Origin of the sequence: Nocardia sp. NPDC059764 (assembly GCF_042732555.1) — a bacterium.
Lineage (GTDB): Bacteria > Actinomycetota > Actinomycetes > Mycobacteriales > Mycobacteriaceae > Nocardia.
On record NZ_JBHWHH010000140.1, the window covers coordinates 1 to 18,888 of the forward strand.

Here is an 18,888-nt window from a genome sequence, read left to right on the forward strand (position 1 = left end):
TCCTTTGTTTGTCTTTTGCGCTTCTCCCTAAGAATTCTTTCCTTCTCTTGCTGCTTACCCTTTTGTTTCCTGGTTGGGTGGGCGGCGGTCGACCCGCCCCCCCCCCCCGCGACCCGCCCGTAACATTGCGGCTGTTGCGGCGATGGGATAAGCCGTATGGTCTGTCGGGGGTCGAGACAACCGGAATACCGGACCGCGTGGTCTCAGACCAGCAAACGACACGAGATGAAGGTGCGAAACATTGATTCGTCGACATGTCCGGAACGGCCGGCGCGGGGCGCGAGCCGCCGCCTTCCTCGCCGCCACAGCGGTTCTCACCGGTCTGATGACCGGTGTCGGCGGCGGTTCCGCCTCCGCTGACCCGATCATCGACGGCAAGAAGCTGCTGGCCGACCCGGTGTCGGCGGACGGTTCGAAGATCACCAAGGCCGAGATGAAGGACGACCGGAACATCCGGCTCTACGTCTACTCCGCGGCCATGAGCGCCACCTACCCGGTCGATGTGCAGCGCCCCGCCGACACCTCGGTCCCGCGCCCGACCCTGTACCTGCTCAATGGCGCCGGCGGCGGTCAGGACGACGCCTCCTGGGTGAAGAAGACCAATATCGTCAACGGCTTCCTCGGCGACAAGAACGTCAACGTGGTCCAGCCCATCGGCGGCAAGTGGTCCTACTACCAGGACTGGAACAATGACGACCCGACCCTGGGCCGCAACAAGTGGACCACCTTCTTCAGCGAGGAACTGCCCCCGCTGATCGACGCCGCGCTCGGCACCAACGGCGTCAATGCCATCGCCGGCATCTCCACCTCGGGCACCACCGTGCTCACCCTGGCCGAGGCCAAGCCGGACCTGTACAAGTCCGTCGCCGCCTACTCCGGCTGCGCCCAGATGGCCGACCCGCAGGGCCAGGAGTTCATGCGCCTGACCGTCGAGACCTGGGGCGGCGGCAAGCTGGAGAACATGTACGGCCCGGCGAACTCGCCCGACTGGGCGGCCCACGACCCGGTCGTCAACGCGGACAGGCTGCGCGGCATCAACCTCTACATCTCCTCCGGTAGCGGTCTGCCCGGCCAGTACGACACCCTCAACGGCCCCTACGCGCTGCCCGGCTCCTACGGCCTGGCCAACCAGATGATCATCGGTGGCGTCATCGAGGCGGGCACCAACTTCTGCAGCCACAACCTCGCGAACAAGCTGAACTCGCTGGGCATCCCGGCCACCTACAACTTCCGGCCGACCGGTACCCACTCGTGGGGCTACTGGAACGACGAGTTCATCGCGTCGTGGCCGCTGCTCGCCCAGGGTCTCGGCGTCTAGGGACCCACGCACGCAACGTGATACGGCCCGGCACCGGAAGGTGCCGGGCCGTTCGCCGTTATGGCTGTGGTCACAGGGTGCACGGAAGGGCTAAACAAAAAGTTCGGGAACCCGTAAACTCATCTTGTGAGCACCAGTGTGGCCGATAAGAGCAGCACCCCGTTCCAGCGAGCGCGGTCGGCCAGTGTGCTGCTCGGCCCCGCCTTCGTCGCCGCGATCGCCTATGTCGATCCCGGCAATGTCGCCTCCAATATCAGCGCCGGCGCCCAATACGGCTATCTGCTCGTCTGGGTCGTGGTGATGGCCAATATCATGGCCGGGCTGGTGCAGTTCCTGTCCGCGAAACTCGGCCTGGTGACCGGCCGCTCCCTCCCGGAAGTGGTGCGCGCCAAGGCCGGTCGCTGGGTGCGGCTCAGCTACTGGGCCCAGGCCGAGACCGTCGCGGTGGCAACCGATCTCGCCGAGGTCGTCGGCGGCGCCATCGCGCTCAACCTGCTCTTCGGGCTACCGCTCATGGTCGGCGGCATCATCACCGGCTTCGTGTCGATGATCCTGCTGCTCATCCAGAACCATCGCGGGCAGCGGCCCTTCGAACGCGTCATCACCGGACTGCTCGGCATCATCGCCATCGGATTCCTTGCCTCCGTGGTCATCTCACCGCCCTCCGCGTCCGGCACCGTCGGCGGCCTGGTGCCCCGCTTCGCCGACTCCGGCAGCGTGCTGCTGGCCGCCGCCATGATCGGCGCGACCGTCATGCCGCACGTGGTCTACCTGCACTCCGGCATGGCCCGCGACCGGCACGGACACCCCGAGGTCGGCGCGGCCCGAAATCGCCTGCTGCGCATCACCCGCTACGACGTCGCCCTCGCCATGCTGCTCGCGGGCACCGTGAACCTGGCCATGTTGCTCATGGCCGCCAAGACCCTGCGCGGCCGCGAGGGCGTCGACACCATCGAGGGCGCGCACGCCGCGGTGCAGGACGTGCTCGGTCCCGTCGCGGGACTGCTGCTCGCGGTCGGACTGCTCGCCTCCGGGCTGGCGTCCACCTCGGTCGGGGCCTACGCGGGCGCGATGATCATGCAGGGCCTGCTGCACCGGCACGTTCCACTGGTGGTGCGCCGCGTGATCACGCTGATCCCCGCCCTGGTGGTGCTCGCGGTCGGCATCGATCCCACGCGGGCGCTGATCATCTCGCAGGTGGTGCTGTCGTTCGGCATCCCGTTCGCGCTCATCCCGCTGGTCCGGTTCACCAGCGACCCGGAACTCATGGGGGAGAACGTCAATCACCGCGTCACCACCGGGTTGGCCTGGCTGGTGGCCGCCGTCATCACCACGCTCAACGTGGTGCTGATCTACCTGACGGCCACCGGAAAGGGCTGACGCCCGGCGCTATTCGGCGAAGACCGCCTTGCGCTTCTGCAGCATGGCCGCCGCGCCCTCGGCGAAATCGTCCGACCCCAGCAGTTCGCACTGGCCGGACTTCTCGGCGTCCAGGGCGGCCTCGAGCGAGGTCAGCGCCGCCGCGTTGAGGGCGCGCTTGGTGAGTTCCAGCGCCCGCCGCGGGCCGTGCGCCAGCTTGGCGATCACCGCCTCCACCGTGGCGTCCAGTTCCTCGTCGGAGTACACGCCCGCGATCAGGCTGTGCTCCAGGGCCTTTCGGGCCGGGAGCCGCTCGCCCAGCAGCGCCATCTCGGCGGCCAGCGGACGTCCGGCCGCGGCCGCCACCAGCGCCGCCGCCCCGCCGTCGGGCATCAGGCCGATATTGATGAAGGCCAGCAGCAGGTAGGAGTCCTCGGCGGCGTAGGCGAGATCGGCGGCCAGCGCGAACGCCACGCCCACCCCGGCGGCCGCGCCCTTGACCCGGGCGACGACCGGGATCGGCGCGTCCACGATGGCGCGGATCATGCGGTTGGCCACGTCCATGGTCATCTCGGGGGTGATGCCGCGGGCCTTCTCCTCCGGGGCGGAGGACAGGTCGGCGCCGGTGCAGAAGTCGCCGCCCTCACCGGTCAGCACGATGACCCGCACGGCCGGATCGGCGGAGGCCGCCAGCACCGCGTCGCCCAGGCCCTCCATGGTGTCGTAGCTGAGCGCGTTCTTGCGCTTGGGATTGGTGATGGTGATGCGCAGGACGCGCCCGTCCCTGATCGCGGTGTACCCCGGCGTGCTCGTGGTCATCGGGCGCTCCCCAGATATATATGCGGCCTGGCCGCAGGCTGTGTGTTCGGCTTTGCGAATTGTGGTTAACTTAGGAGCGTTCGTCCGGCACTGTCAACAGCCGGTGTCATCGAGAAGGAGAAACTGTATGGTCGCCGATCGCAGCGAGGCCGCCCTCGCTACCGGGCGACCGGCCGGTACTCCCGACGGGGAATCCGGCCCCCGCCGCCGCCCCAAGAACCGCAAGGCGCAAATCGTGCGAGTAGCGGCGCGCGCCTTCGCCGAACGCGGCTACCACCCGGTCGGCGTCGACGAGATCGCGGCCGAGGTGGGCATTTCCGGTCCCGCCCTCTACCGCCACTTCCGCAACAAGTACGCGCTGCTGGTCGCCGCCGCCGAAATGGGCGCGCAGCAATTGCTCGACGCCGCCAAGGCCGCCGACAATCCCGACCTGGAACCGGAACCACGACTCACCGCGCTGATCCGCGGCGTCGCCGAGTACACCATCGACGTGCGCCGCGAGGGCGGGCTGTACCGGTGGGAACGCCGCTACCTGGAACGCGAGGACCGCGCCCGCATCCGGGTCATCTACACCGAACTGCACGACACCGTCGCCGCCGCCATCGCCGCGCTCTACCCCGACGCCGATCCGGCCGACACTCAACTGCGGGCCGCCGCCCTGCTCAGCGCCATCGGATCCATCACCGCGCACCGCACCGCGCTGTCCACCACCCGGCTGGTCAACCTGCTCACCGAGATCTGCTGGGACATCCTGCGTGCCGACCTGCCGCCCGCGCCCGCCCCCGTCGCCGGTGAGCCGCTGGTGCGCGGCCTGCCCGTCATCTCCAAGCGCGAGCAGCTGCTCACCGAGGCCATCCGCATCTTCGGACGGCAGGGCTATCACGAGGCCAGCATCGAGGAGATCGGCGCGGCCGCGGGCATCAACGCCTCCAGCGTCTACCGCTACTTCGCCAGCAAGGCAGACCTGCTCGCCGCCGCCTTCAACCGCACCGGCGAACGCGTCGCCATCGCCAACAACGAGGCCCTCGCCGAGGCCACCAGCCGCTCCGACGCCGCCGTGCGGATCGCGGACCGCTTCGCCCGCATGACCTTCGCCATGCCGGAGATCCTGCCGGTCTACTTCTCCGAATTCTCCAATCTGCCCGCCTCCGAACAGCATCGGCTGCGCTCGGTGCAGCGGCAGAACGTCCTGGAATGGGCGAACCTGCTCGACGGCGACCAGGTCGAGGCCCGCTTCCGGGTGCACGCCGCCATCGCCCAGGTCATCGACGTGGGCCGGCGCATCCGATTCGACGGGCGGCCGGAGAACCTGGCCCGGGTGAGCGCGCTCATGCGCGCGGTGCTGCTGGGCGCGTCCGCCGCCGAATAGATTCGGCGACCAGGGTCGGTCCCACCGCCGAATCGGCTTCGGCGGCAGGCCCTCCCGAATCCTCAGACCCGGTGCCGCATGCGGAACAGCGCCCGCGCCACCCGCAAACGACGCGGATGCTTCTCGAACGTGCCCGAGGTGATCTGGTCCGGCGGGTGCTTCTCGGTGATCGTCTGCGGCCGCGTGAACTCCCGCAGCGTGCGCGGATCCCGGATCCGGCCGGGACCGTTCACGCCGTACACCGGGGCCGCGTTCACCGTGATCAGCTCACTGCGCAGCCGGGCCGCGAACTCCGGGACCGAGCGGACGTCGCGGGTGAACACCGAGACCGTGCGCGGCTTCCGATCCGCGTTCACGCGATCGGCGGCCTCGTCCATGGTGGCCACCCGATTCACCACCAGCACCGGCCCCACGGCCTCGCCGGTCACCGCGGCGCTGTTCTCGGGGACCTCGGTGAGCACGATCGGCTCGATGTAGGGCTCGCGAATCGACTCCAGGCTCCCGACCACCAGCCGCGCGCCCCGGGTCACCGCGTCGCGCACCTGACGGCGCACCACGTCGATCTGGGCGTCCACGATCATCGGGCCGTAGGAGGCGCGCCGGTCCGCCCCGGGCCGCAGCCGCCGGGCCTGATCGGCGACCAGCTCCAGGAACGGCTCGTACACCGAGTCGGCCACGTACACGCACTGCACTCCGGTCGGTTGCTGGCCCGAATTGGCCATGGCGCCGTACACCGCGGCGGCCGCGGCGCTGTCGAGTTTGGCGTCGACCTGGACCACCATCGACCCGCGCCCGCCCGGCTCGATGACGAGGGGAGTGGATGCCTCGGCGGCCAGCGCGGCCACCTCGCGCGCCCCCGCGCCCGACCCGGCGTAGGCGAGCTTGTCGACCGGCGCCCGGCACAGGGCGGCGGCGGTCCCGCTGTCGCCGGTGACCACCTGCAGCACCGGCTGATTCGGGGCCAGGTGATTCCAGGTGTCGGCCAGCCACGCGCCCACGCCGGGCGTGAGTTCACTGGGCTTGAACACCACCGCGTTGCCTGACGCCATCGCGCTGGCGATCGAATTCATCGGGGTGAGAACGGGATTGTGCCAGGGCCCAAGTACGCCGACCACACCCAGTGGCAGGTAGCCGATGGTGCCGGTCGGTTCGCGGCGCAGCGTGGCGCCCAGCCGGGTGGTGCGGCCCAGCGTCCGTTCGGCATGTCGCGCAACCCAATCCAGATGCTCGACGGCCAGGGTGACTTCGATGGCCGCGTCGATGCGCGGCTTGCCGGTCTCGCGGCTGATCAACTCCACCAGGTCGCGGGTGCCGCGGGCCAGGCTGCGTTTCCAATCCAGCAGCCACCGTTTGCGGGCATCGAATCCCAGTGCCGCCCACCATTGTTCGGCGCTGCGGGCGGAGCGCACAGTGCGGGTCAGTTCGCCCGCCCCCATACCTGCGTATTCGCCCACGACTTCCCCGGTTCTGGGGTCGTAGGACGTGAGTACCGTGGATCTGCGCGCGCCGGCGCGTCCTGCTGCCGGCTGCGCCGACTCGGCCATGGTCAACCTCTCGTGGCCTGTGAATGTCTCTCCCCGCCAAGGCCAGACTATGGTTCGAGGCGCAGATGCGACAAGGTAGCGAAATCGCCGCATACCGCCCGGTCTGCGCCTGGATCAGCGGCTATTCGGCGAGCTCGGAGTTTGTGACCAAGGGCACAGTTTGAAATTCGCTGCTTCGGCAAAGAAACGGCCTGCCACGCGGCACGCCGGTAACATCACGGCCGGCGGTGTGGATCATCCCGGCGGGCGGTGTAACCACCTCCCCCCGCGCGATGTGGGGACCCGCCGCCCCGGGGCGACATCGTTCAGCCCGACCAGCCGATAGTGGAGAGTTGATGCCCAGCTTGGACAGACCGGAACCCGTAGCAGCCGACGATCCGGCCGTTTTCGTCGAAGACATTCGCAAGTCCTTCGGCGATGTGCACGCGCTGCAAGGGGTCAGCTTCACCGCCGCCCGCGGCCAGGTCCTCGGCATCCTCGGCCCCAACGGGGCGGGCAAGACCACCACGGTCAAGATCCTGTCCACCCTGCTGCGCCCGGACTCCGGCGTCGCCCGCATCGCCGGGCACGACGTCCGCACCGATCCGGCCGCCGTGCGCCGGTCCATCATGATGACCGGCCAGTACGCCGCCCTCGACGAGAACCTCTCGGGCCGCGAGAACCTCGAGCTCTTCGGCCGCCTCATGGGCCTGCCCCGCAAGGCCGCCCGGCAGCGCGCCGACAACCTGCTCGAGGAATTCGACCTCACCGGTGCCGGCCGCCGCGCGGTCCGGCACTACTCCGGCGGCATGCGCCGCCGCGTCGACATCGCCTGCGGCCTCGTGGTCCGGCCCGAGGTGGTGTTCCTCGACGAACCCACCACCGGCCTGGATCCCCGTTCGCGCCAGGGCGTCTGGGACCTCGTCACCGCGCTCAAGACCCAGGGCATCACCGTCCTGCTGACCACGCAGTACCTCGAAGAGGCCGACGTGCTCAGCGACAACATCATCGTCATCGACAAGGGCACGGTCATCGCCGAAGGCACCGCCGACGCCCTCAAGGAGAAGACCGGCGGCAGCTACTGCGAGGTCGTGCCGCTCGACCCGACCCAGCTGACCAAGGTCGCCGACGCCCTCGGCGACCTGGTGCCCGCCGCGGTCCGCGCCGAACTCTCCGGCGACCGGCTGTCCATCCCCGCCCCCGAGGGCGCGGCCACCCTCTCCGAGGCGCTGCGCCGGCTCGACGCCGCGGCCGTCCAGCTCGCCGACATCGGCCTGCGCCGCCCCTCGCTGGACGACGTCTTCCTCACCCTCACCGGACACTCCGGCACCAAGGAGACCGTCGGCGCGGAAGGCGCCGCGTGACCGCGCCCGCGGCGAACGCCGCCGATCTCTTCGCCGGGGTGCCCCCGGCCCGGCCCAACAGCTTCGCGCAGTGGCGGGCACTGACCGGGCGCGTGGTCTGGGTGATGTTCACCAAGGGCGAGATGCTCATCGCGGTCATCGTGCCGCTGGTCTTCACCCTCGGCTTCTACCTGCCGCTGCGCTACGTGATGAAGTTCCAGGGCATCGACTACGCCCAGTTCGTCATGCCGATCATCGTGCTGCAGACCATGTCCTTCACCATGATGTCCAACGCGCAGCTGGCCGCGTTCGAAGCCATGACCGGACTCAACACCCGCATGCAGACCATGCCCATCGGCAAGATGGTGCCGCTGGTGTCACGACTGTCCGCGGGCTTCGTGCGCTCGGTGGTCTCGCTGATCGCGGCGCTGGGCTGGGGACACCTGATCGGATTCCACTTCGTCGCCGGCTGGGGTCAGGCCGCGCTGTTCTGCGGGTTCTCCCTCGCCGTCGGCACCATCCTGGCCATCGGCGCCGACGGGCTCGGGTCGCTGACCAAGAGCCCCGAATCCCTGAGCCAGGCCCTGACCCTGCCGACCCTCATCTTCGGCATGCTGTCCTGCGGCTTCGTGCCGGAGAACGGATTCCCCGTGTGGGTGCGGCCGTTCGTGCGCAATCAGCCCATCTCGCAGTTCTCCTTCGCGCTGCGCGACATGGCTCAGCACGGGGTGACCTGGAATGTGTTGTGGGTGCCGCTGGTGTGGCTGGGCGGCCTGCTGGTCGTCTTCCTGCCGCTGGCGGTCTGGGCGAGCGTGAGGCGCGCGTGAACGGTCAAGCCCGGAGGAGGCAGCGGAGCGTAACCATGGAGGGCTCCGTTCACGCGCAGGAGGAAGCGGCATGAGCACGGCGACCACGGCCGAGACGGCCGTCGAGGAATCCGGGAACCCGGTGACCCAACCCGATTCGTGGGCGGGGCATCAGCCGCTGCCCGTGGTGAAACCCCGCTCGGAGCGCGCGCTCTCGGTGTGGGCGCAGCAGAGCGCGATCCAGTGCAAGCGCATGCTCATCGGCTGGATGCGCGACCCCGCCACCACCATTCAGACCCTGGTCTACCCGGCCGCCACGCTGATCATGTTCCGGATCGTGCTCGGTGACTCGATCACCATGGCCACCGGCATGCCCAGCATCTACGGCACCGTGCCGATGGTCATGCTGGTCGCGGCCATGTCCGGATCGGTGGTCAGCGCGCTCGGCTTCAAGGTGGAGAAGGCGACCGGTCTGCTCGGGCGGTTCTACACCATGCCCATCCACCGCGCCGCCGGACTCACCGGGCGACTGATGGCCGAGGCCATCCGCGTGGTCATCACCTCGCTGTTCGTGCTCGCGGTGGGCGTCGCGCTGGGCTTCCGGTTCTGGTACGGCCCCGCGGCTTCGATTGCCATGCTGGCGATTCCGGTGCTGTTCGCGCTCGGATTCGCGGTGCTGGTGACGGCGCTGGCCACGCTGACCGAAGGCGTCATGCTGGTGTCGCTGGTGGGCATCATCAACACCCTGCTGATGTTCTTCAACTCCGGGTTCGTGCCGGTCTTCGCCTACCCGGTGTGGTTGCAGAAGACGGTCGAGAACCAGCCGATGAGTACGGCCATCGACGCCATGCGCGGTCTGTCCTACGACGGGCCCATCGCGACCCCGCTGTGGAAGACCGCCGCCTGGGCGATCGGCATGCTCGTGGTGTTCGCCTACCCCGCCGTCCGCGGGTACCGGCGCGCGGCCGAGACCGGAGCCTAGACACGACGGGAACCGGCGGGCGGACACGCCCGACCGGTTTCCCCGGGGATGACCCTCGGGGTTCGAGTGGTGTGCGTCACGTTAAGGTGGCCCCCATGTCATACCTGGTTACCGGGGCAACTGGGTTCATCGGTCGGTTTCTCGTACCCGAACTCCTGAAGCGCGACGCGGACGTTCACGTCCTGGTGCGGCCGGGCGAGGACTCGGTTCTGCGCTACAACCGCTGCCTACGCGACTGGGGCGACCGCGACCGGGTCCACCCGGTCCGCGGCGACCTCGCCGCGCCCGGACTCGGCGTCGACGCGAGCTGGATTGCCGCGCACCGCGGTTCGATCGACCACGTCTTCCACCTGGCCGCCGGGTTCGACGCCACCGGCGCGGGCGGCGGCACCCTCCGGGTGGCCGAACTCGCCGGCGCGCTGGACGCCGGACGGCTGCACCATGTTTCGACCATGCGCGTGGCCGGGGCCTGGGAGGGCGTGTTCACCGAGGACATGACCGACGTCGGCCAGCTGCTGCCCACCCCCCACCAGCGCGCCATGCTGCGCGCCGAACAGGAGGTGCGCGACCAGACCGCGGTGCCCTGGCGGATCTACCGCCCGGCCATCGTGATCGGCCACTCCCGCACCGGCGAGATCGACCGCATCGACGGCCCCTACTACTTCTTCCGGCTGCTGCGCATGGCCGCGCAGCTGCCGCGCATCCTGCCCGTGGTGGCGCCCCAGCTCGGTGAAACCAATATGGTGCCGGTCGATTTCGTGGCCCGCGCGCTCGACCACATCGCGCACCGAGACGGCGACGGACCGGACACCTACCACCTGGTGGACCCGCGCGAGCAGAGCGTCGCCGAGGCCTTCAACCTCTTCGCCGACGAGGCCGGCGCCCCGCACCTGATCGAGGTGATGCCCAAGCAGACCCTCGACGTCACGCTGCGGGTGCCCGGCATGGGGTGGGCGCTGCGTCAGATCGGCATTCCGATGGAGGTCATCGAGGACTGTGAGTTCGCCTGCCGCTTCGACTCCCACAATGCCGCGGCCGCCCTCGCCGGGACCGATATCAAGGTCCCGCCGCTGGCCGCCTACGCCGGGGTGGTGTGGAAGTACTGGATCGAGAACTGGGTCTGAGGCGCGAGCCCGCGTCCGGGCTGCCGCGGCCTCAGGGCGTGTTGTCCCCGGGTAGCAGGCTGTCCGGGGGCAGCAGCAGATCGTCCAGTGCGCGGGCCCGCCCGTAATCCCAACCGACCCAGCGGTTTCGATTGGTCCAGCCGACCAGGTCGTATCGCCAGGTGAACGGCCAGGTGGTCGCGACCGTCATGAACAGCGCCGACCCCAGCGCCGAGTATTCGTCGTGCGCCGACAGCAGGGCGCGCTGCTGCCGCGGCGGCCGGGTGAAGAACGCCTCGAACATGGCGATGGACTGCGCGGTGGTGAGCCGCCCCAGCCCGTACACACCGCGCATGCGCATCCAATGGACCAGCCGCGCCTGCCACGGCCACAGCGCCTCGATCGGATCGTCGCCGCGCTGCACCGCGTCCAGCGCGGTGTCGACCAGCGCCAGCGAATCCGCCACGCAGTACCCGGTGATCGGATGCATCATGCCGCCTCGCGAACCGAACGGAATCACCGCGCCCCGACCGGCTTTCGGCGGCAGCTCGTCGAGCGGATAGTGGGCGGCCTCGGTCGGCTCGTCGCGGCGCAGCCGAATCCCGTGCGCCGCCAGCCGATTCAGGGTGCGCCGCCGCAACTCGTGCTGCGGCATGCCGCCGCGCAGGCCCAGGCTGGTCTCCTCGAAGATGACCGTGCCGTCGCCGAGCGGCACCGAGTACAGGAACGACGGCGGCTCATCCGGGCCCGCGCCGTTCTCGTCGCGCCAGTCCAGCAGCAGCCCTTCACCGGCGGTGACCATGGGCGCGGCGATGTCCTCGTCCACGAAGATGCCGTGCGCGCTGGCCGTGCGGCGCGCGCCCGGCGTGGCCTGCCCGCGGGTGTCGAAGACGGTGGCCGCACGCACCTCGGTGCCGTCGGCCAGCTCCACCCGGTGCGCCTCGACGACGCGGGCTCGACCGGTGATCACGGTGGCGTCGTCGAGCGGGAGCGCGTCGAACAGGCCCTGCTTGGACAGCACGCAGTAGGGCCGCGGAATCCGGTGCTCGGTGGTGGTCCACACCGCGGGCGCCTCGATCCGGCTGGCGATGGCGCTGTGCGAAAGCCACTGCGGCAGTTCGTCCACCCAGCAGGAGAAGGTCGGGGCCCACAGCCGCGTCGGCCGCGGATCCACCGCGACCACCCGCAGGCCCGCCACCATGGCGCGGTGCGCCAATGCCCGCCCGGTGGGACCGAGCCCCACCACACACACGTCGGCGGCCCTGCCGACCTCCCGGCCACTCATACCCGCATTCAAACAGCCGGGACCCCGTGCCCGCCAGGTCGGTCTCGACTTCGCACCCCGTACTACTTGGGCGTCACCCAGGTGGTGATGTCGGCGTGCACGACCTCGAGCCCGGACCGGTCGTAGATCGAGACCGGCACCACGAGTTCGCGCCCCTCGGTGATCTGCGCGAAGTCCGGCACCTCGTCCAGTTTCGCGACCGCCCGCAGGCCGGAGTTGGCCTTGGCCAGGTACTGCACGTTCATGGCCTTGGGAATCCAGCGGTGGGTGTCGGGCACGGTGGCCTCGGACAGCATCCCCATCGCCACCTCGGCCAGGTTGCACGCCGCGATGGCGTGGAAGGTCCCCAGGTGATTGTGGATGCCGAACCACTTGGGCGCGGTCACCTCGCACAGCCCCGGTTCCAGCCGCACCACGCTCGGCAGCACGGTGCCGAAGTACGGAACCCGGGCCACCATGCCGAGCGAGAACAGCGTGTGCCCGATCCGGTTGTCCGGAAGCTTCTTCCACCCGCGATACGTAGCGGTCTCTTTACCCATGGGCCCGTATCTTACTCAAAAGTAAGTTCCACGGAAGTGCCGTGTCATATAGGTCATCGGATCGGTCGGTGGATTGCCTCGTCGCGCGAAACCAACTGGTTGCTAGTTATCTGGGAAGGCTGCGCCGCGGGCGCGGCTGGGAGCCGGTGCCGCTCGGCCCGGCTATCGGGGACAAATAGGAGCTCTCGACATCATGCGTATTCGCACCGCGGTGGCCACCGTCGGCATCGCACTCGCGGGGGCGGCCGCCGCCACCGCATCCGCCGGCTCTGCCGCCGCCTTCACGCCGTACTCCAACCCGGGTGAGGGCATCTTCCTCGGCGTGGACCTGACCCACGACGAGACCGTGGCCCTGTCCAACAGCTGGATCCCGGCGGCCATCACCCAGATCAACGGCGGCCACAATATGATCGCCCCCGATCCGACCTACTCCGATCTGGTGGTCGACGGCCGCCCGCACGGGAGCATGACCCAGGTCGTCGGCGAGGCCGCCGACGTTCCGGGCGGACAGGTCGGGCTGTACCTGGTGGATCCGGCCCGGTTCCGCGGCGGCAACTTCCTGCTGATCCAGGATCTCGGCGGCTGGGACTATTACCTGCGCCACATGCACGACAACTGAAGGTGAAATGGCCGGTGCGCGAACCGAATTCCGCACCGGCCGGCGCGCGGTCCGGGCCGGGGGGCTCGACCGGGTGTGACCAGGGCCATTGGCCCAGGGGTGGGGGAGGGGACGATTTGAAGTGGGGCGGGGCCTCGAGGCATACTGTTCGGGTTGCCCACACCGGGTTGCGTCTTTTCCGTTGGATCGGCGCTGGTGGTGGGTGAGAAAGACCCAATTTTGCACCCCGCTGATTTGCGGCGTGGGTGCGTCCGGAACACTGTTCCGAGGCTTGTAAGGATTTTGGTCCGGGGCCGAGGAATGAGCGGCGGAGCGACACGCCCGACCGCGTGGACCGGATGAACCATGACAGATGAACAGCGGCGATGGATCGGGCCTCGGGCCTCGGTCGTGTGGTGGCTGATGCGTCTTCGTGTGTTCGGCAGTGCAAATGAGGGTGGTTCGGGAGTGAAAGCTCCTGGATCACAACGCAAGCGGAGAAAAGGACACTCAGCGTGGCGGGACAGAAGATCCGCATCAGGCTCAAGGCCTACGACCATGAGGCGATCGACGCGTCCGCGCGCAAGATCGTCGAGACGGTGACCCGTACCGGTGCCCGTGTGGTCGGCCCGGTGCCGTTGCCCACCGAGAAGAACATCTACTGCGTCATCCGGTCGCCGCACAAGTACAAGGACTCGCGCGAGCACTTCGAGATGCGTACGCACAAGCGGCTTATCGACATCCTCGACCCGACGCCGAAGACGGTTGACGCCCTGATGCGTATCGACCTGCCGGCCAGCGTCGACGTCAACATTCAGTGACGGGGACTTCGAATATGACTGACAACAAGAGCCGTCCGGCCGCGGGCATCCTGGGCACCAAGCTCGGCATGACCCAGGTCTTCGACGAGAAGAACCGCGTCGTTCCCGTGACCGTCGTCAAGGCGGGCCCGAACGTCGTTACCCAGATCCGTACCCAGGAGCGCGACGGCTACGCCGCCATCCAGGTCGCGTACGGCGCCATCGACCCCCGCAAGGTGAACAAGCCGGTTTCCGGTCAGTTCGCCAAGGCCGGTGTCACCCCTCGCCGCCACATCGCCGAGCTGCGCGTCGCCGACGCCGCCGCCTTCGAGGTCGGCCAGGAGATCAACGCGGATGCCTTCGAAGAGGGCAGCTACGTCGACGTGACCGGCACCTCCAAGGGCAAGGGCTTCGCGGGCACCATGAAGCGCCACGGTTTCCGTGGTCAGGGTGCCTCGCACGGTGCGCAGGCCGTGCACCGTCGTCCGGGTTCCATCGGTGGTTGCTCCACCCCGGGCCGTGTCTTCAAGGGCATGCGCATGTCGGGCCGTATGGGTAACGACCGCGTCACCACGCAGAACCTCTCGGTCCACAAGGTGGACGCCGAGAACGGCCTGCTGCTGATCAAGGGCGCGATCCCGGGCCGCACCGGCGGCATCGTGATCGTCAAGAGTGCAGTGAAGGGTGGTGCCCGGGCATGAGCACCGAGACCAAGACCAACCTGACGCTCACGGTCAAGGCCGCTGGCGGCAAGACCGAGGGCACCGTCGAGCTCCCCGCGGAGATCTTCGACGTGACCGCGAACATCGCGTTGATGCACCAGGTCGTCGTGGCCCAGCAGGCCGCGGCTCGCCAGGGCACGCACGCCACCAAGACCCGCGGCATGGTCCGCGGTGGTGGCAAGAAGCCGTACCGCCAGAAGGGCACCGGCCGTGCGCGCCAGGGTTCGACCCGTGCGCCGCAGTTCGCCGGCGGTGGCACCGTCCACGGCCCGCAGCCGCGTGACTACACCCAGCGTCTGCCCAAGAAGATGAAGGTCGCCGCGCTGCGTGGCGCTCTGTCGGACCGGGCTCGCAACGAGCGCATCCACGTGATCACCGAGCTGGTGGCGGGTCAGACCCCGTCGACCAAGGCGGCCAAGTCCTTCCTCGCCGAGCTGTCGGAGCGGAAGAACATCCTGGTCGTCGTCGGCCGTGAAGATGTCACCACGTGGAAGAGCGTGGCGAACCTGCAGGGTGTGCACCCGATCGCCCCCGACCAGCTGAACACCTACGACGTTCTCAAGAGCGACGAAATCGTGTTCTCGGTCGAGGCGCTCAACGCCTTCGTGCACGGCCCCGCCGAAGCTGCACAGGAGGAGAGCAAGTGACCACCATCGCCGACCCGCGCGACATTCTGCTGGCGCCGGTGATCTCCGAGAAGTCCTACGGACTGATCGAGGAGGGCACCTACACCTTCATCGTGCACCCGGATTCGAACAAGACGCAGATCAAGATTGCTGTCGAGAAGGTTTTCGGCGTCAAGGTGACCAGCGTCAACACCGCCAACCGTCAGGGCAAGCGCAAGCGGACCCGCTTCGGTTACGGCACGCGTAAGAGCACCAAGCGCGCGCTCGTCACCATCTCGGCCGACAGCAAGCCCATCGAGATCTTCGGAGGCCCGGTCGCGTAAGCGGCGGGGACTTCAGAAAGGCAGAAGAACTCATGGCAATTCGTAAGTACAAGCCGACAACCCCGGGTCGCCGCGGTGCCTCGGTCTCGGATTTCGCCGAGATCACCCGCTCGACCCCCGAGAAGTCGCTGCTGCGTCCGCTCACCAAGACCGGTGGCCGTAACGCGCAGGGTCGCATCACCACTCGTCACAAGGGTGGCGGTCACAAGCGCGCCTACCGTCTGATCGACTTCCGTCGCCTGGACAAGGACGGCATCCCGGCCAAGGTCGCTCACATCGAGTACGACCCGAACCGCACCGCCAACATCGCGCTGCTGCACTTCGCCGATGGCGAGAAGCGCTACATCATCGCGCCCAAGGGCATCGCCCAGGGCACGAAGATCGAGTCGGGCCCCGGCGCCGACATCAAGCCCGGCAACAACCTGCCGCTGCGTTCGATCCCGACCGGTACCACGGTTCACGCCGTGGAGCTGCGTCCGGGTGGTGGCGCCAAGCTGGCTCGTGCCGCGGGCATGTCCATCCAGCTGCTGGGTAAGGAAGGCGCCTACGCCGTCCTGCGTATGCCCTCCGGTGAGATCCGTCGTGTCGATGTGCGCTGCCGCGCCACCATCGGCGAGGTCGGCAACGCCGAGCAGTCGAACATCAACTGGGGTAAGGCCGGCCGTATGCGGTGGAAGGGCGTTCGCCCGACCGTCCGTGGTGTGGTCATGAACCCGGTCGACCACCCGCACGGTGGTGGTGAGGGTAAGACCTCCGGTGGTCGCCACCCGGTCTCCCCGTGGGGCAAGCCCGAGGGCCGTACCCGTAAGCCCAACCGTCCCAGCGACAAGCTCATCGTCCGCCGCCGCGGCAAGAAGCGTTAAGGAGGAGGTTAGACATGCCACGCAGCCTGAAGAAGGGCCCGTTCGTCGACGAACACCTCCTCAAGAAGGTGGACGTCCAGAACGAGAAGGGCACGAAGCAGGTCATCAAGACCTGGTCGCGTCGTTCCACCATCATCCCCGATTTCATCGGCCACACGTTCTCGGTCCACGACGGCCGCAAGCACGTGCCGGTGTTCGTGTCGGAGAACATGGTTGGACACAAGCTCGGTGAATTCGCGCCGACCCGCACGTTCAAGAGCCACGTCAAGGAAGATCGGAAGAGCAAGCGGCGATGAGCACTGAAACTCAGAACCCGACCGCGCGCGCGACCGCCAAGCACGTTCGCGTGACGCCGATGAAGGCGCGTCGCGTCGTGGACCTGGTCCGTGGCCGTAGCGTGCAGGACGCGCTGAACATCCTGAAGTTCGCGCCGCAGGCCGCGAGCGAGCCGGTTGCGAAGGTTGTCGCCTCGGCGGCGGCCAACGCCGAGAACAACCTCGGCCTCAACCCGGCCACCCTCGTCATCTCGACCGCGTTCGTCGACGAGGGCGCGACCATGAAGCGTTTCCAGCCGCGTGCCCAGGGCCGCGCGTTCCGGATCCGCAAGCGCACCAGCCACATCACCATCGAGGTCGAGAGCGTGCCCACCGCCGGCGCTGCCACTCGTAGCCGCCGGAAGGGAGGGGCAAAGTAAATGGGACAGAAGATCAATCCCCATGGCTTCCGCCTCGGTATCACCACCGACTGGAAGTCGCGTTGGTACGCGGACAAGCAGTACGCGGACTACGTGAAGGAAGACGTCGCGATCCGCAAGCTCCTCGCCACCGGCATGGAGCGGGCCGGCATCTCGAAGGTCGAGATCGAGCGCACCCGTGACCGCGTGCGTGTGGACATCCACACCGCGCGCCCGGGCATCGTGATCGGCCGTCGTGGCGCCGAGGCCGACCGCATTCGCGCCGAGCTGGAGAAGCTCACCAAGAAGCAGGTTCAGCTGAACATCCTCGAGGTCAAGAACCCCGAGTCGGACGCTCAGCTGGTTGCTCAGGGTGTTGCCGAGCAGCTGTCCAACCGTGTGGCGTTCCGTCGCGCGATGCGCAAGGCCATCCAGTCGGCCATGCGTTCGCCGAACGTCAAGGGCATCCGTGTGCAGTGCTCCGGCCGCCTCGGCGGCGCGGAAATGTCGCGCTCGGAGTTCTACCGTGAGGGTCGCGTGCCGCTGCACACGCTGCGCGCCGACATCGACTACGGCCTGTACGAAGCGAAGACCACCTTCGGCCGCATCGGCGTGAAGGTCTGGATCTACAAGGGCGACATCGTCGGCGGCAAGCGCGAGGTCACCGCTGTGGCCCCGTCCGGCCGCGACCGTGACGACCGCCCGCGTCGCGAGCGTCCGAGCCGCCCCCGTCGCAGCGGTGCCCAGGGCACCACCGCGACCAGCACTGAGGCCGGCCGCGCCGCCACCGCTGTGGCGGAGGCTCCGGCAGAGAATCAGGAGGGCTGACCTATGTTGATGCCCCGCAAGGTCAAGCACCGTAAGCAGCACCACCCCGGCCGTTCCGGCATGGCGAAGGGCGGCACCGCGGTGACGTTCGGTGAGTACGGCATCCAGGCTCTCGAGCCGGCCTACGTCACCAACCGTCAGATCGAGTCGGCTCGTATCGCGATGACCCGCCACATCAAGCGTGGCGGCAAGGTCTGGATCAACATCTACCCGGACCGCCCGCTCACCAAGAAGCCGGCCGAAACCCGCATGGGTTCCGGTAAGGGTTCGCCGGAGTGGTGGATCGCGAACGTCAAGCCCGGACGCGTCATGTTCGAGCTGTCGTACCCGACCGAGGAGATCGCTCGTGAGGCCCTGCGCCGCGCGATGCACAAGCTCCCGATGAAGTGCCGGATCGTGACCAGGGAGGAGCAGTTCTGATGGCTACCGCCAACCCGACTGCAGAGCTCCGCGAGCTCGACAATGAGGCGCTCGTCGCCAAGCTGCGCGAGTCCAAGGAAGAGCTGTTCAACCTGCGCTTCCAGATGGCGACCGGTCAGTTGCAGAACAACCGCCGCCTGCGCGTGGTCCGCCACGAGATCGCGCGCATCTACACGGTCATGCGCGAGCGCGAGCTCGGCCTGGCCTCCGGTCCTGAAGGCAAGGGAGACGCCGCATGAGCGACGTAAAGGGCCCGGCCAAGACGCCGGCCAACCAGGAGGAGCGGGGCCAGCGCAAGACGCGCATCGGCTACGTCGTCTCCGACAAGATGACCAAGACCATCGTGGTCGAGCTGGAAGATCGCGTGAAGCACAAGCTTTACGGCAAGATCATCCGCACCACCTCGAAGGTGAAGGCCCACGACGAGAACGAGATCGCCGGTGTCGGCGACCGCGTGCAGCTGATGGAGACCCGTCCGCTGTCCGCCACCAAGCGGTGGCGTCTGGTCGAGGTGCTGGAGAAGGCCAAGTAGCCTCCTCCATGACTTGAACCAAGTCATTGATCACCGGTCCGCTTCCCTGTGGGGAAG

General features: G+C 68.3%; 23 protein-coding genes. 19 read left to right on the forward strand and 4 right to left on the reverse strand.

Annotated features, from left to right (window positions below; genetic code table 11):
- Positions 1-325: 325 nt before the first annotated feature.
- Entirely contained in the window at positions 326-1,318 is a 993-nt protein-coding gene (locus ACFV4K_RS26080) for an alpha/beta hydrolase (RefSeq protein ID WP_379278436.1), read from the forward strand.
- A gap of 126 nt (positions 1,319-1,444) precedes the next feature.
- A complete protein-coding gene (locus ACFV4K_RS26085) occupies positions 1,445-2,698 on the forward strand; it encodes an Nramp family divalent metal transporter (protein ID WP_379278419.1) in 1,254 nt (417 codons plus the stop codon).
- A 9-nt stretch (positions 2,699-2,707) separates the two neighbouring features.
- Here the strand turns inward: ACFV4K_RS26085 and ACFV4K_RS26090 are convergent, their stop codons facing one another.
- A complete protein-coding gene (locus ACFV4K_RS26090; protein ID WP_379278421.1) occupies positions 2,708-3,496 on the reverse strand; it encodes an enoyl-CoA hydratase-related protein in 789 nt (262 codons plus the stop codon).
- Positions 3,497-3,623: 127 nt separating this feature from the next.
- Between ACFV4K_RS26090 and ACFV4K_RS26095 the strand changes: the two genes are divergently transcribed.
- On the forward strand, positions 3,624-4,865 hold the full coding sequence (locus ACFV4K_RS26095) for a TetR/AcrR family transcriptional regulator (protein ID WP_379278422.1): 1,242 nt from the start codon (positions 3,624-3,626) through the stop codon (positions 4,863-4,865).
- A gap of 62 nt (positions 4,866-4,927) precedes the next feature.
- Here the strand turns inward: ACFV4K_RS26095 and ACFV4K_RS26100 are convergent, their stop codons facing one another.
- A complete protein-coding gene (locus tag ACFV4K_RS26100; RefSeq protein WP_379278423.1) occupies positions 4,928-6,409 on the reverse strand; it encodes an aldehyde dehydrogenase family protein in 1,482 nt (493 codons plus the stop codon).
- A gap of 335 nt (positions 6,410-6,744) precedes the next feature.
- Here ACFV4K_RS26100 and ACFV4K_RS26105 point away from each other — a divergent pair, with 335 nt between their 5' ends.
- The 4 genes from ACFV4K_RS26105 (at position 6,745) to ACFV4K_RS26120 (ending at position 10,643) form a co-directional block, all read left to right on the forward strand.
- The gene (locus ACFV4K_RS26105; RefSeq protein ID WP_357089193.1) at positions 6,745-7,752 is read left to right on the forward strand and encodes an ATP-binding cassette domain-containing protein; all 1,008 of its coding nucleotides are present in this window, start codon (positions 6,745-6,747) and stop codon (positions 7,750-7,752) included.
- Positions 7,749-8,558, forward strand: coding sequence for an ABC transporter permease (locus tag ACFV4K_RS26110; RefSeq protein ID WP_379278425.1), 810 nt, complete (start codon positions 7,749-7,751; stop codon positions 8,556-8,558). Before ACFV4K_RS26105 ends, ACFV4K_RS26110 begins: the two co-directional genes overlap by 4 nt.
- A gap of 70 nt (positions 8,559-8,628) precedes the next feature.
- Complete coding sequence (locus ACFV4K_RS26115; RefSeq protein ID WP_379278427.1) at positions 8,629-9,519, forward strand: ABC transporter permease; 891 nt, start codon at positions 8,629-8,631, stop codon at positions 9,517-9,519.
- A gap of 95 nt (positions 9,520-9,614) precedes the next feature.
- Entirely contained in the window at positions 9,615-10,643 is a 1,029-nt protein-coding gene (locus ACFV4K_RS26120; protein WP_379278428.1) for an SDR family oxidoreductase, read from the forward strand.
- 31 nt (positions 10,644-10,674) lie between these two features.
- Here ACFV4K_RS26120 and ACFV4K_RS26125 read toward each other — a convergent pair whose 3' ends face one another.
- Positions 10,675-11,907 carry a lycopene cyclase family protein gene (locus ACFV4K_RS26125; RefSeq protein WP_379278430.1) on the reverse strand — a complete coding sequence of 411 codons (1,233 nt, stop codon included), beginning with the start codon at positions 11,905-11,907 and terminating at the stop codon, positions 10,675-10,677.
- Between the two features lie 62 nt (positions 11,908-11,969).
- Positions 11,970-12,446, reverse strand: a complete 477-nt coding sequence (locus ACFV4K_RS26130; RefSeq protein ID WP_379278432.1) for a hotdog fold domain-containing protein — start codon at positions 12,444-12,446, stop codon at positions 11,970-11,972.
- A gap of 193 nt (positions 12,447-12,639) precedes the next feature.
- On the opposite strand from ACFV4K_RS26130, the gene ACFV4K_RS26135 reads away from it, so the two are divergent.
- The 12 genes from ACFV4K_RS26135 (at position 12,640) to rpsQ (ending at position 18,831) form a co-directional block, all read left to right on the forward strand.
- Positions 12,640-13,065 (forward strand): hypothetical protein, encoded by a 426-nt coding sequence (locus ACFV4K_RS26135; protein WP_379105025.1) that lies wholly within the window; start codon positions 12,640-12,642, stop codon positions 13,063-13,065.
- Between the two features lie 494 nt (positions 13,066-13,559).
- On the forward strand, positions 13,560-13,865 hold the full coding sequence (gene rpsJ, locus ACFV4K_RS26140) for a 30S ribosomal protein S10 (protein ID WP_040804197.1): 306 nt from the start codon (positions 13,560-13,562) through the stop codon (positions 13,863-13,865).
- A gap of 14 nt (positions 13,866-13,879) precedes the next feature.
- Positions 13,880-14,545 (forward strand): 50S ribosomal protein L3, encoded by a 666-nt coding sequence (gene rplC, locus ACFV4K_RS26145; protein ID WP_357089177.1) that lies wholly within the window; start codon positions 13,880-13,882, stop codon positions 14,543-14,545.
- Positions 14,542-15,213, forward strand: coding sequence for a 50S ribosomal protein L4 (gene rplD, locus ACFV4K_RS26150; RefSeq protein WP_357089175.1), 672 nt, complete (start codon positions 14,542-14,544; stop codon positions 15,211-15,213). The genes rplC and rplD overlap by 4 nt, the downstream gene beginning before the upstream one ends.
- Entirely contained in the window at positions 15,210-15,515 is a 306-nt protein-coding gene (gene rplW / locus ACFV4K_RS26155; RefSeq protein WP_067712168.1) for a 50S ribosomal protein L23, read from the forward strand. Before rplD ends, rplW begins: the two co-directional genes overlap by 4 nt.
- A gap of 32 nt (positions 15,516-15,547) precedes the next feature.
- Complete coding sequence (gene rplB / locus ACFV4K_RS26160; RefSeq protein ID WP_067712165.1) at positions 15,548-16,378, forward strand: 50S ribosomal protein L2; 831 nt, start codon at positions 15,548-15,550, stop codon at positions 16,376-16,378.
- Positions 16,379-16,392: 14 nt separating this feature from the next.
- On the forward strand, positions 16,393-16,674 hold the full coding sequence (gene rpsS / locus ACFV4K_RS26165; protein WP_019931198.1) for a 30S ribosomal protein S19: 282 nt from the start codon (positions 16,393-16,395) through the stop codon (positions 16,672-16,674).
- Positions 16,671-17,072 (forward strand): 50S ribosomal protein L22, encoded by a 402-nt coding sequence (rplV, locus tag ACFV4K_RS26170; RefSeq protein WP_213558069.1) that lies wholly within the window; start codon positions 16,671-16,673, stop codon positions 17,070-17,072. The genes rpsS and rplV overlap by 4 nt, the downstream gene beginning before the upstream one ends.
- Complete coding sequence (gene rpsC / locus ACFV4K_RS26175) at positions 17,073-17,879, forward strand: 30S ribosomal protein S3 (RefSeq protein ID WP_033091021.1); 807 nt, start codon at positions 17,073-17,075, stop codon at positions 17,877-17,879. It begins immediately after the preceding gene.
- A gap of 3 nt (positions 17,880-17,882) precedes the next feature.
- Positions 17,883-18,299: a 50S ribosomal protein L16 gene (gene rplP, locus ACFV4K_RS26180; protein WP_213558068.1), complete on the forward strand. Its 417-nt coding sequence runs from the start codon at positions 17,883-17,885 to the stop codon at positions 18,297-18,299.
- On the forward strand, positions 18,299-18,538 hold the full coding sequence (rpmC, locus tag ACFV4K_RS26185) for a 50S ribosomal protein L29 (RefSeq protein WP_040804215.1): 240 nt from the start codon (positions 18,299-18,301) through the stop codon (positions 18,536-18,538). The genes rplP and rpmC overlap by 1 nt, the downstream gene beginning before the upstream one ends.
- Positions 18,535-18,831 carry a 30S ribosomal protein S17 gene (rpsQ, locus tag ACFV4K_RS26190; RefSeq protein WP_379278434.1) on the forward strand — a complete coding sequence of 99 codons (297 nt, stop codon included), beginning with the start codon at positions 18,535-18,537 and terminating at the stop codon, positions 18,829-18,831. The genes rpmC and rpsQ overlap by 4 nt, the downstream gene beginning before the upstream one ends.
- Positions 18,832-18,888 lie beyond the last annotated feature (57 nt).